General features: G+C 71.2%; 9 protein-coding genes. 4 read left to right on the forward strand and 5 right to left on the reverse strand.

Annotated elements, in window-relative coordinates; translation table 11 throughout:
• Positions 1-6: 6 nt before the first annotated feature.
• Positions 7-1,398: a sigma 54-interacting transcriptional regulator gene (locus tag IEY82_RS11930; RefSeq protein ID WP_189124126.1), complete on the reverse strand. Its 1,392-nt coding sequence runs from the start codon at positions 1,396-1,398 to the stop codon at positions 7-9.
• Positions 1,399-1,569: 171 nt separating this feature from the next.
• On the opposite strand from IEY82_RS11930, the gene IEY82_RS11935 reads away from it, so the two are divergent.
• Both IEY82_RS11935 and IEY82_RS11940 read left to right on the forward strand, forming a co-directional pair.
• Positions 1,570-2,748, forward strand: a complete 1,179-nt coding sequence (locus IEY82_RS11935) for an FIST signal transduction protein (RefSeq protein WP_189124127.1) — start codon at positions 1,570-1,572, stop codon at positions 2,746-2,748.
• Positions 2,745-3,749: an ROK family protein gene (locus tag IEY82_RS11940; protein WP_189124128.1), complete on the forward strand. Its 1,005-nt coding sequence runs from the start codon at positions 2,745-2,747 to the stop codon at positions 3,747-3,749. The genes IEY82_RS11935 and IEY82_RS11940 overlap by 4 nt, the downstream gene beginning before the upstream one ends.
• Here the strand turns inward: IEY82_RS11940 and IEY82_RS11945 are convergent.
• The 3 genes from IEY82_RS11945 to hppD form a co-directional block, all read right to left on the reverse strand.
• Complete coding sequence (locus IEY82_RS11945; protein WP_189124129.1) at positions 3,686-4,444, reverse strand: hypothetical protein; 759 nt, start codon at positions 4,442-4,444, stop codon at positions 3,686-3,688. The two genes, IEY82_RS11940 and IEY82_RS11945, sit on opposite strands and share 64 nt — an antisense overlap.
• 18 nt (positions 4,445-4,462) lie before the next feature.
• Complete coding sequence (locus IEY82_RS11950) at positions 4,463-5,878, reverse strand: M1 family metallopeptidase (protein WP_225263048.1); 1,416 nt, start codon at positions 5,876-5,878, stop codon at positions 4,463-4,465.
• A gap of 72 nt (positions 5,879-5,950) precedes the next feature.
• A complete protein-coding gene (gene hppD / locus IEY82_RS11955) occupies positions 5,951-7,060 on the reverse strand; it encodes a 4-hydroxyphenylpyruvate dioxygenase (RefSeq protein WP_189124130.1) in 1,110 nt (369 codons plus the stop codon).
• 103 nt (positions 7,061-7,163) lie between these two features.
• Here hppD and IEY82_RS11960 point away from each other — a divergent pair, with 103 nt between their 5' ends.
• Together IEY82_RS11960 and IEY82_RS11965 are read left to right on the forward strand one after the other, a co-directional pair.
• Positions 7,164-7,649, forward strand: a complete 486-nt coding sequence (locus tag IEY82_RS11960; protein ID WP_189124131.1) for an Lrp/AsnC family transcriptional regulator — start codon at positions 7,164-7,166, stop codon at positions 7,647-7,649.
• Between the two features lie 100 nt (positions 7,650-7,749).
• Positions 7,750-9,834, forward strand: coding sequence for a transglycosylase domain-containing protein (locus IEY82_RS11965; protein WP_189124132.1), 2,085 nt, complete (start codon positions 7,750-7,752; stop codon positions 9,832-9,834).
• A 77-nt stretch (positions 9,835-9,911) separates the two neighbouring features.
• Here IEY82_RS11965 and IEY82_RS11970 read toward each other — a convergent pair whose 3' ends face one another.
• Positions 9,912-11,873, reverse strand: a complete 1,962-nt coding sequence (locus IEY82_RS11970) for a thioredoxin domain-containing protein (RefSeq protein ID WP_189124133.1) — start codon at positions 11,871-11,873, stop codon at positions 9,912-9,914.
• Positions 11,874-11,882 lie beyond the last annotated feature (9 nt).

Here is an 11,882-nt window from a genome sequence, read left to right on the forward strand (position 1 = left end):
CGGCGCTCACGTGCGGTAGACGGTGACGCCGTCGAGGTCGTCCTTGGACAGGCGGCGCATGAGGTAGAGGCCCTCCAGCGCGAACTCCAGGGCGGCCGCGGCGTGACCGGGTGACTCCTCGCCCGCGCCCATGCCCAGCTTGGACATGATCTTGGAAAGGCCGTCCACCGGACCGATGCGGTGCAGCAGCTCGCCGGCCGCGACCAGCTCGCCCGACTCCACCTGGTTGCCCTCGGAGAACTTGTCGGTCAGCGGCGACAGCTCCACCCCGCCCAGCCGGCTCCGGAACGTCTCGGCCGTGGCCCGGCGGAGCAGGTGGGCCAGGATCTCGGTCTCCCTGCCCTCCTCGCTGACCTCGAACTCCACTTTGCCGCGCAGGCTGTGGACGACGTTGGCCAGGTCGCACACCCGCGTGACGGCCCGCTCCTCGCCGGTGATCGCCGCCCTGCGCACGGCCGAGGCCGAGGCGGTCTCGGCCGCCGCGATCGAGAACCGCGCCGAGACGCCCGACCGCGCGTCGACGGAGGTGGACTCGCGGACCAGCCGGGTGAACCGGGCGATCACCTCGACCAGATGCTCGGGGACGTCGGCCCCGATGTCCGGCACCGACTCCTGGCGGATCAGCTTGAGCTCGTCGTCGACGGTCAGCGGGTAGTGGGTGCGGACCTCCGCGCCGAAGCGGTCCTTCAGCGGCGTGATGATGCGGCCGCGGTTGGTGTAGTCCTCGGGGTTGGCGCTGGCGATGAGCAGCAGGTCGAGCGGCAGCCGCAGGTTGTAGCCGCGCACCTGGAGGTCGCGCTCCTCCAGCACGTTGAGCAGCGACACCTGGATGCGCTCGGCCAGGTCGGGCAGCTCGTTGACGGAGAACACGCCGCGGTTGGTGCGCGGCACCAGCCCGTAGTGGACCGTCTCCGGGTCGCCGAGCCGGCGGCCTTCGGCGATCTTGATCGGGTCGACGTCGCCGATCAGGTCGCCGACGGAGGTGTCGGGCGTGGCGAGCTTCTCGCCGTAGCGCTCGTCGCGGTGCTTCCACGCCACGGGCAGCTCGTCGCCCAGCTCCCGTGCCAGCGTGACACAGCGCGTGCAGACGGGCGCGTAGGGGTGGTCGTTGATCTCACACCCCTCGACCACCGGGGTCCACTCGTCGAGCAGACCGGTGACCGTACGGATGAGCCGGGTCTTGCCCTGACCACGCTCACCGAGCAGGACCAGGTCGTGCCCGGCCAGAAGGGCCCGCTCCAGATGGGGCAGGACGGTGTCGTCGAAGCCCACGATGCCGGGAAAACGGGGCTCACCCGCTCGCAACTTGGCCAGCAGGTTTTCGCGGACCTCTGCTTTCACGGTGCGATGAACGTGACCGCTCTCTCGCAACTCGCGGAGGTTTAGAGGCTGATGCACGGGATCGAGACTACGTCCCCCAGAACGAAAGCGGCAGGGACTTTCGCATCTGGCGGAGATCTCGGACCTTGACAATTGAGTCACGGCACATGTGCGTGCTTGTTCCTTTAGTGGGGAGAATCGGGCCGAGGGAACTAAGACGTGTCGAGGGAGGCGGGAAGCGTGGCCCTGATGACGAGCCGCTTCGCAGACGGCCTCGCCGTGGGCGCCGACCTGGCCGAGGTGGCCGAACGGGCTGTCGGCCAGGCCCTGTCGAGGCTCGGTGACCAGGCGGACCTGGTCTGTTTCTTCATCTGCGGCGACGACCCCGACGACGTGGCCAGGGCGGGTGAGCGGGCGATGAGGCTCGCGCCCGACGCGCACGTGATCGGCTGCAGCGCCACGGGAGTGATCGGCGACGGGCAGGGGGTCGAGCTGGCGCCCTCGGTGAGCGCGTGGGCGGCCACCCTCGGAGAGGCCCGGCTGACCACGTTCGCCCTGGAGACGCTGACGACCGAGGACAAGTTCGTCGTGGTGGGCCTGCCGGAGCGCAGCCCCGACGACCATGTGGCGATCCTGCTGACCGACCCCTACTCGTTTCCGACCGACGCGTTCGTCGAGCGCTCGGTCGACGTGCTGGGCGACCTGCCGTTGATCGGCGGCATGGCCAACGGCCTGCAGGGCCGGGGCTCGGTCCGCCTCTTCGCCGACGGCGAGGTCTACACCGAGGGCGCCATCGGCGTGCTGCTGAGCGGCGACATCCGGGTCAGCACGGTGGTCAGCCAGGGATGCCGGCCCATCGGGCCCACCATGGTCGTCACCGGCGCCGAGGAGAACCTCCTGCTGGAGCTGGCCGGGCAGCCCGCCCTGGCCCGGCTGGAGGACATCGTCAGCGACCTCGACGAGGACGACCGCGAGCTGGTCGCCTCCGGGCTGCAGATCGGCCTGGCGATGGACGAGTACGCCGATCGCCACGAACGCGGCGACTTCCTGATCAGAGGGGTCATCGGCATCGACCCCGAGCGGGAGGCGGTGGCCATCGGCGACGTCGTCGAGGTCGGCAGGACCGTCCGCTTCCAGGTGCGCGACGCGGCCACCGCCGACGAGGACCTCTACGACATGCTCGACGCCCACCGCGAGGAGCTGGGCCGGGTCGACGGTGCGCTGCTGTTCTCGTGCAACGGCCGGGGCTCGGCGATGTTCGGCACCGCCGACCATGATCCGGTGGCGCTGCGCGACACGCTCGGCCCGGTCGGCATGGCCGGCTTCTTCGCCGCCGGCGAGGTGGGCCCGGTCTCCGGCCACAACCACGTCCACGGGTTCACCGCGTCGGTGCTGGTCTTCTCCTCGGGCGCGGCGGGCGGCGAGTGATCCTCGCGATCGACGTCGGCGGCACCAAGCTGGCCGCCGGCCTGGTGGGGCCCGACGGGGCGGTGGCCGCCTCGGCACGCGTGGCGACCCCGCAGGACACCGACGCCGAGACGCTGTGGGAGACGCTGGCCGCTCTCGTCGAGCCCTTTTCCGGGGCGGTCGACGGGGTGGGGGTGGGCTGCGGCGGGCCGATGGTCTGGCCGCGCGGCGAGGTCTCCCCGCTCAACATCCCGGCCTGGCGGGCCTTCCCGTTGCGGGCCCGGCTGGCCGGACGGTTCCCCGGCCTGCCCGTACGCGTCCACAACGACGCCGTCTGCCTGGCCGTGGCCGAGCACTGGCGGGGCGCCGGCCGGGGCAGCCGCGACATGCTGGGCATGGTCGTGTCCACCGGGGTGGGCGGCGGGCTGATCCTGGGCGGCCGGTTGATCGACGGCGGCACGGGCAACGCCGGGCACATCGGTCACGTGGTGGTCGAGCCGGACGGCGGGCCGCCCTGTGGCTGCGGCGGCCGGGGCTGCCTGGAGGCGGTCGCCCGGGGGCCCGGGCTGACCGCGTGGGCGGTGGCGCAGGGCTGGCGTCCCGGCCGGGGTGTGCCGGAGGGCGACGACGAGGCGTACCGAGAGGATCGGGTGGTGACCGGGCGGGCGCTGGCGGCCGACGCGCTGGCCGGCGACGAGGTGGCCCTGGCGGCGATGCGCCGGGCCGGACGCGCGCTGGGCGTCGCGATCGCGTCGGCCACCCACCTGTGCGACCTTGAGCTGGTCACCGTCGGCGGTGGGCTGTCCCAGGCGGGGAAGCCGTTGTTCGGGCCGCTGGAGGAGGCGCTGCGCGAGCACGCCCCGATGGACTTCGCCCGGCGGGTCCGGGTCGTGCCCGCGGCGCTCGGCCAGGAGGCCGGGCTGGTGGGGGCGGCGGCGCTGATCCTGGCGGGGGAGACCTACTGGGCCACCCCCCATTCGGCGGCGACCCGCTCCGACAACGCCGCGTGCCGTGGGTTGTAGACACGGAAGAACTCTCTGCCGCACTCGAGATCGTCGAGGGCCGAGGCGATCTCCTCGTGCAGGAAGGGCTCCGCCTGCTCCGGGGTGAGGCCCGCGTTGTCGCGCAGCATCGTGGAGAAACGGTCGCGTTCGAGCGTCGCGATCGTGCTGGGCACCGCCGAGCCGACCGGGTAGCCCCGGCCGGCCAGGCAGGCGCCGTAGCCGCGGGCCAGCTCGACCAGGCGCGGATCGGTGTCGAGCTCGCGTTGCCGGGCGCGTTGGACCGCCCTCGTGTACTGCCGCCGGAAGTGCGGGACGTCGGTGACCTCGCGGCCCAGGACCTGCTTGACGGCCTCGACGTAGCAGGCGGAATGCGGCTCGGACAGCGTCGAGACGAAGCCGTCGTCGAGCCAGGTGTCGGAGCCGTCGGCGCTCGGCACCTCCGGGTAGAGCACCGTGGCGAAGACGCCGTGGCCGTAGCGGTCGCGGTAGGCGCGCAGCGCGGTGTAGTCGCCCTGGCGGCGCCTGAGCTGCTCGGCCGTCGGCGTGGGCATGTCGGGCGCCCACGGGATCTGCTGGATGCCCCGGGCCTTCAGGCAGGCGGCCGCCACGTGCTCCTGCTGCCACCGCTTGCTCGTGCCGCTGGGCAGCGCCTCGGAGGTGGCGCAGCCCGTCAGGAGGATGGCGACCGCCAGCACCACGAGGATCTTGGGCATGGGGGTCACATTAGAGGGTCAGGTGGGCCAGGCGGGCTTGTGGGGCTGGAAGAGCCAGACGTCGAACAGCGACCGCAGATCCTTGCCGGACAGCTGCTGGGCCAGCGCGATGAACTCCGGGGTGGTGGCGTTGCCGTACTTGTGCTGCTCGGTCCAGGTCTTCAGCAGTTCGAAGAACGTCCGGTCGCCGATCTCCTTGCGCAGGGCGTGCAGCGTCATGCCGCCCCTGGTGTAGACCGACTCGTTGAACAGGTTGCGGGGCCGGGCCTCGCCGGGAGGGTAGCTCCAGATCCGGTCGCCGGCCGGCCGGGCGAGGTTGCGCCGGAAGGTGGCCTCGGTGGTGCTCTTGCCCGTGTGGTCCCACCAGAGCCACTCGGCGTAGGTGGCGAAGCCCTCGTTGAGCCACAGGTCCTTCCAGCGCTTGATGCTGACGCTGTTGCCGAACCACTGGTGGGCCAGCTCGTGGGCGATGATGCCGTCGTCGGGGTGGAACCCGCCGTAGAGCGGCTTGGTCTGGTTCTCGAGCGCGTAGCCGGCCGCGAAGTTGTCGATCACGCCGCCGGTCGAGGAGAACGGATAGGGACCGAAGATCTTGGCCCAGTGGTCGGTGATCCGGCTGGAGTTGGTGTAGAGGCTGTCGAGCGAGCCGCGGTAGGCCGGGTCGACGGCGGTCACGTTGGGGATGCCGCCGGGAGTCCTGCCCTGGCGCAGCTCGAAGTCGCCGAGCGTCGCGGTGGCGAGGTAGGTCGTCATGGGGTGGCCCTCGCGCCACCGGAACGTGGTGCGGCCCGCGGAGGTCGTCGGCTTGCCGGCCAGCTCGCCGTTGGCCAGCGCGGTCAGCCCCTTGGGCACCGTGATCTGGAAGTCGAAGGTGGCCTTGTCGGCCGGGTGGTCGTTGGCCGGGAACCAGGTCTTGGCGCCATTGGGCTCACAGGCCACGAACGCGCCGTCGGACGTCGGGATGAAGCCGAACGTGCCCAGGTTGGCCGCGTCCTTGAGCGGCTGCGGCCGCCCGGCGTAGGAGACCTGGACCTTGAACGCCGCGCCCGGGGCCAGCGGCTTGGCGGGCGCCACGGTGAGCTCGTCGCCCTGGCGCGTGAACGTCGCCGCGGCCCCGTCGACCGAGACCTTGCGCACCTTCAGCCCGGAAAGGTCGAGATTGAACCGCGACAGCCACTGGGCCGCCCTGGCGTCGATCGTCGCCACCCCGTCGAGGAGCCTGGTGGCGGGTGTGTAGCCGATCGCCAGGTTGTAGTGGGCCACGTCGTAGCCGCCGTTGCCGTCCAGCGGGAAGGCGGCGTCGCCGATGCCCGCCGCCCCCGCCCCCGGAGGTGGGGACGGGGTGGGATGCGCGGCGGCCCCGTTGCCGGGCGAGCAGGCCAGCACGCTCAGCAACGCGATCACCGGCATGCCCGCATAGCGGTTGAACCCCATGGCCCCGACTCCCCTCCGTAGCGTGGTCGGCAGTTTACGCTGCGTAGGGGAGGGGTGAGGGTCGTCCGGCGATCAGAGATTGCCTCTGCGCTCCTGCTCGCGCTCGATGGCCTCGAACAACGCCTTGAAGTTGCCCTTGCCGAACCCGAGTGAGCCGTGCCGCTCGATGAGCTCGAAGAACACGGTCGGCCTGTCCTGCACCGGCTTGGTGAAGATCTGCAGCAGGTAGCCGTCCTCGTCCCGGTCGACCAGGATGCCGCGCTTCTTCAGCTCCTCGATCGGCGCGCGTACCTCGCCGATGCGGGCCCGTAGCTCGGGATCGTCGTAGTACGAGTCGGGCGTGTCCAGGAACCGCACCCCCGCCTCGCGCATGAGGTCGACCGTGGTCAGGATGTCGTTGGTGGCCAGCGCGATGTGCTGCACGCCGGGTCCGCCGTAGAACTCGAGATACTCGTCGATCTGCGACTTCTTGCGGCTGACGGCCGGCTCGTTGAGCGGGAACTTGACCTTGCGGGTGCCGTCGGCCACGACCTTGGACATCAGCGCCGAGTATTCGGTGGCGATGTCGTCGCCGACGAACTCGGCCATGTTCGTGAAGCCCATGACCTTCTGGTAGAACTCCACCCACTCGTCCATCTTGCCCAGCTCGACGTTGCCCACGCAGTGGTCGACGGCCTGGAACAGCCGGCCGTTCCTGGTGGCCGGCGGGGCGACGAGCGGCTCGGCCGGCTGGTAGCCGGGCAGGTAGGCGCCGCTGTAGTTGGACCTGTCGACGAGCGTGTGCCGCGTCTCGCCGTAGGTGGCGATCGCCGCCAGCACCACCTTGCCGTGCTCGTCCTCCAGCGTGTACGGCTCCGCGAGCCCGCGAGCCCCCTGCGCCACGGCGTGCCGGTAGGCGCCCTCCACGTCGGGCACCTCGATGGCCAGGTCGATCACGCCGTCGCCGTGCTCGGCCACGTGCCGGGCCAGTTCGGTGCCGGGCCGGACCGAGGCCCTGAACTCGAACCTGGCGCGGCCCGAGGTGAGCACGTAGCCGACCTCGTCGCGGCTGCCGGTCTCCGGGCCGCGGTAGGCCACCAGCCGCATGCCGAACGCGGTGGAGTAGTAGTGGGCCGTCTGCTTGGCGTTGCCCACGGCGAAGACGACGGCGTCCATGCCGTTGACCGGAAAGACATCACTCATACCGCTCACTCTCGTAATACCTGGACGAGTTGTGCAAGAGTTACTTCAAATGGTGCACAATTTGTCCAGTATCAGCCCGTCGAACCCGGAGAATCTGTACACCATGACGATTGACGACCTGGACGCCCGCCTGATCGCGCTGCTGGCCGCCGAGCCCCGGCTGGGCGTGCTCGAGTGCTCGCGCCGGCTCGGCGTGGCCCGCGGCACCGTCCAGGCCAGGCTCGACCGGCTGGTCGCCAGGGAGGTGATCACCGGGTTCGGCCCCGACGTCTCGCCGGTGGCGCTCGGCTACGACGTGACGGCGTTCATCACGCTGGAGATCAGGCAGGTGGCCGGGCACGAGCCGGTGTCCGACGGGCTGGCGCGCATCCCCGAGGTGCTGGAGGCCCACACGATCACGGGAGGGGGCGATCTGCTCTGCCGGGTGGTCGCGCGGACCAACGCCGACCTGCAACGGGTCATCGACCGGATCGTGGACGTCAAGGGCGTGCTCAGGACGTCGTCGGTCATCGCGCTCGACACGCCGGTTCCATACCGAGTGCTGCCGTTGGTCGCCGATGTCCCCCGGCACGGCTCTCGTTCGACGTAGCATCGTCGGAAAGGCCGAGGCACCGATATCAGTCGTTTACCCTTGACATTCGCCCAGCTGACGGGGGTTTGGCGCGGTGCGGAGTGGTGGTGGAGAAGGCATGCGGAAGCGGCGCGTCCTCCGGCGGCTGCTGATTGCTTGTGGGCTGGCGATCGTGGGGGCACTCGCCCTGTTCGGCATCGCGTGGGCGATGACCCCGATCCCCGACAGCACTCAGGAGCAGGCCACGGCCCAGGGGTCGATCATCTACTACCGCGACGGCAAGACGGTGCTCGCCAGGCAGGGCGTCGACCGCCGCAACGTCGAGCTGGCCAAGGTGCCCGAGCACGTGCGCGACGCGGTGATCGCCGCCGAGAACCGCTCCTTCTACCAGGACAGCGGCGTCTCGGTGAAGGGCACCAGCCGGGCCCTGTGGTCCACGCTCACCGGGCAGCAGCTCCAGGGCGGCTCGACGATCACCCAGCAGCTGGTCCGCAACTACTACAGCGGGCTCAGCCAGGAGCGGTCCGTCACCCGCAAGTTCAAAGAGATCATGATCTCGATCAAGGTCGACCAGTCCAAGCCCAAGGACTGGGTGCTGGAGCAGTACCTCAACACCATCTACTTCGGTCGTGGCGCCAACGGCATCCAGGCAGCCGCCCAGGCCTACTTCGGCAAGGACGTCGGCAAGCTGACCGTGGCCGAGGGCGCCTATCTGGCCACGGTCATCCAGCAGCCGAGCCGCTTCGCCGACCCCGAGGGCGACGACCTGGCCGCCGCGCAGGGCCGCTGGCGGGCGGTGGTCGCGGCCATGGGCGAGACCGGCGCGCTCGACGCCGAACAGGTCGCGGCGCAGCGGTTCCCCGACCTGAAGGCGCCGAAGAAGCCGTTCGTGCTCAAGGGCCAGGCCCAGTACATGCTCGACCAGGTGACCGCCGAGCTCAACCGGCGCGGCTACTCCGACGAGGACATCAACGGCGGTGGCCTCCGGGTCGTCACCACCTTCGACCGGAAGCTGATGGACGCGGCCGAACGCGCGGTCAGGGAGGCGGTGCCCGAGTCCACGCCCAAGAAGGTGCGCACCGGGCTCGCCGCCGTCGATCCGGCCACCGGCGAGGTCGTCGCCTTCTACGGCGGCGACCCCCGGCGCTCCGACTACGACAACGCCTTCTCCGCCAAGGTGCCGGCCGGGTCCACGTTCAAGCCCTACACGCTGGCCACGGCGCTCGACAACGGGTTCGGCCTGTCCACGCGGGTCAACGGCAACTCCCCGATGCGCGTCGCCTCCGATCCCGACCACCCGATCCCCAACGACAGCGGGCGCTCCTACGGCCAGATCAACCTGGTCACCGCCACGCAGAACTCCGTCAACACCGCGTTCGTCGACCTCGGCCAGAAGGTCGGCCTGGACAAGGTGGCCGCCACCGTCAAGTCGGCGGGCATCCCGGCGGACCAGCTCCGGCAGCATCAGGCGGCCGCCGCGTTCCCGCTCGGCGTGGCCTCGGTGAGCGCGGTGCAGAACGCCTCCGGCTTCTCCGCCTTCGCCAACGGCGGCATCCACATGGAGGCGCACGTCGTCAAGTCGGTGAAGGACGCCGACGGTGTCAAGAACGTGATCAAGCCGGTCGCCACCAAGGTGGTCGGCGAGCAGGCCGCGGCCGACACCACGTACGCGATGCAGCAGGTGGTGAAGTACGGCACCGGCACCGCGGCCAGGCTCTACGACCGGCCGGTGGCCGGCAAGACGGGCACCACGGACGATTCCGTGTCGGTCTGGTTCAACGGCTTCACCCCGCAGCTGGCCGTCGCGGTCGACATGTTCCGCGACGACAACAAGACCGTCACGATCCCCGGCTACGGCGTGCAGTTCGGCGGCCAGCTACCGGCCCAGATCTGGCGGGCGTTCATGACCGAGGCGATGGCCGGCAAGCCGGTCGTGGACTTCCCCGAACCCTCCGAACTGGGCTACGGCTACTCCACGCCCGACTGGGAGCGGAGCGTCCCCGACGAGCGGGAGACCCGCGAGCCGGACGACTGGGGCAGCCCCGAACCCGAGTTCACCGAGCCGCCCGCCAACGACCCGACCGTCACGCAGGAGCCCGAGGACAACGGCGTGCCGGACGAGTCCGGGCCGCCCACGGAGCAGCCTGAGGGCCCGCCCACGTTCGGCCCCGACCAGGGGCTCGGCAGATCCCCGGACGAATGAGCCCGTTTTCCCGCACGTCACCAGGTCAGGGGCCGCGTCGACCACGGCCGATGCCGGATCGGCTGGGGATGACCACGTCAGCGCTCGGCGAGCTGCGCGCGTAGCGCCTCGGGGCTGGTCACGGGCAGCCGGCAGGTGAAACCCCTGCACATGTAGGCCGCCGGAGCGCCGTCGATCGGCCCGCGCCCGTCCAGCAGGGCCGGACGCGACTCGTCGTCGGTGCCCGGACCGGGCGCCACGACCAGCCCGGGGACGTCGGCCAGCAGCGCCTCGCGGTGCAGGGCGCGGGTGCGCGGGTCGCCGGGCGGGCCCACCACCGCCACCTCGACCGGCCCGTCGAGCGCCGCCCGCGCCACGGCCAGCCCCCAACCGGCGAACCGCGCGTGCTTCCCGGCCAGCACCGACACCGTGCCCAGCGCCGCATGGGCCGCGTCACGATGCCGCGTGGAGCCGCTCAGCGCCGCATAGGACAGCAGCGCCCCGGCGGCGGCGTACTGGCCCGAGGGCGTGGCGTTGTCGGTGGGGTCCTGCGGCCGCTGGAACAGCCGCTCGGCGTCGTCCGCCGTGTCGTAGAACCCGCCCGCGGCGTCGGCGAACCGGTCGAGCACGACGTCGAGCAGCGCGCCGGCCAGCCGGAACCAGCGCGTGTCGCCGGTCACGCCGTAGAGCGCGACCAGCCCCTCGGCCACGTTGGCGTAGTCGTCGAGCACTCCGGCGTTGGCGCCCGCGCGGCCGTCGCGCGAGGTGCGCAGCAGCCGGCCGTCCGCCAGGTGCACGTCCTCGATCAGCGCGGCGGCCGACGAGGCCGCCTCGACCAGGTCGGGCCGGTCGAACACCATGCCGGTCTCGGCCAGGGCGGCGATGGCCAGGCCGTTCCAGGAGGCCACCACCTTGTCGTCGCGCGCCGGGCGGACGCGCCGGGCCCTGGCGGCGAGCAACCGGGCGCGGACGGAGCCGCACCGGCCGACATCGTCCGGGTCACGAGGCAGCTGCAGCACCGACGTGCCGTGCTCGAACGTGCCGGTGACCTCGAACACCTGCTCCGCCCAGGCCGCGTCGGCGGGCCCCAGCACCTCGCGGAGATCCTCGGGGCTCCAGACGTAGAACCTGCCCTCCTCGCCCTCGCTGTCGGCGTCGAGCGCCGACGCGAAGCCGCCCTCGGCGGTGCCCAGCTCGCGCAGCATCCACTCGGCGGTCTCCAGCGCGACCCTGCGGGCCAGCGGGTCGCCGGTCGCCTTCCACCAGTGCGTGTAGACGCGCAGCAGCAGGGCGTTGTCGTAGAGCATCTTCTCGAAGTGCGGCACCACCCACGCGGCGTCGACGCTGTAGCGCGCGAAGCCGCCGCCGAGCTGGTCGTACAGCCCGCCGCGGGCCATCGCCTCCAGGGTCGCGCCGCTCATCTCCCGCTCGCCGGACCGCAACAGGAACTCCAGCGCCATCGACGGCGGGAACTTGGGCGCGCCGCCGAACCCGCCGCGCTCCGGATCGAACGACTCACGCAGATTTCGTACGGCCCGCTCCAGCGTCTCCGCGGTGGGCAGCGGCCCCGTCGGCAGCGCGGTGGACCTGTTGAGCGCCTCGACGATCTTCGAGCCCTGCGCCAGCACGGCCTCCCGGTCGTGGCTCCACGCGTCGTGCACCCCGGCGAGCAGCCGCTGGAACTGTGGACGCGGGAAGTAGGTGCCGCAGTAGAACGGGTGCCCCTCGGGCGTGGCGAACACCGTCATCGGCCACCCGCCCTGCTGGGTCATGGCCTGGGTGGCGTTCATGTAGACGGCGTCGACGTCGGGCCGCTCCTCACGGTCGACCTTCACGTTGACGAAGTGCTCGTTCATCAGCCGCGCGGTCTCGGTGTCCTCGAAGCTCTCGTGTGCCATCACGTGACACCAGTGGCACGCCGAGTAGCCAACGCTGATCAGCAACGGCACGTCCCGCGACCGTGCCTCGGCGAACGCCTCCCCGCCCCATGGGTGCCAGTCGACAGGGTTGTCCGCGTGCTGCTGCAGGTAGGGGCTCGTCGCGTCCTTCAACCGGTTCATCAGGACCTC

Origin of the sequence: Nonomuraea cavernae, from assembly GCF_014646355.1 — a bacterium.
In the GTDB taxonomy this organism is placed as follows: domain Bacteria; phylum Actinomycetota; class Actinomycetes; order Streptosporangiales; family Streptosporangiaceae; genus Nonomuraea; species Nonomuraea cavernae.

Bases quoted from the DNA above. Each gene is read 5' to 3' on its own strand.
- IEY82_RS11970 (WP_189124133.1), bottom strand. From the start codon at position 11,873: ATGAACCGGTTGAAGGACGCGACGAGCCCCTACCTGCAGCAGCACGCG.
- hppD (WP_189124130.1), bottom strand. From the start codon at position 7,060: ATGAGTGATGTCTTTCCGGTCAACGGCATGGACGCCGTCGTCTTCGCC.
- IEY82_RS11935 (WP_189124127.1), top strand. From the start codon at position 1,570: ATGACGAGCCGCTTCGCAGACGGCCTCGCCGTGGGCGCCGACCTGGCC.
- IEY82_RS11945 (WP_189124129.1), bottom strand. From the start codon at position 4,444: ATGCCCAAGATCCTCGTGGTGCTGGCGGTCGCCATCCTCCTGACGGGC.
- IEY82_RS11950 (WP_225263048.1), bottom strand. From the start codon at position 5,878: ATGGGGTTCAACCGCTATGCGGGCATGCCGGTGATCGCGTTGCTGAGC.
- IEY82_RS11960 (WP_189124131.1), top strand. From the start codon at position 7,164: ATGACGATTGACGACCTGGACGCCCGCCTGATCGCGCTGCTGGCCGCC.
- IEY82_RS11965 (WP_189124132.1), top strand. From the start codon at position 7,750: ATGCGGAAGCGGCGCGTCCTCCGGCGGCTGCTGATTGCTTGTGGGCTG.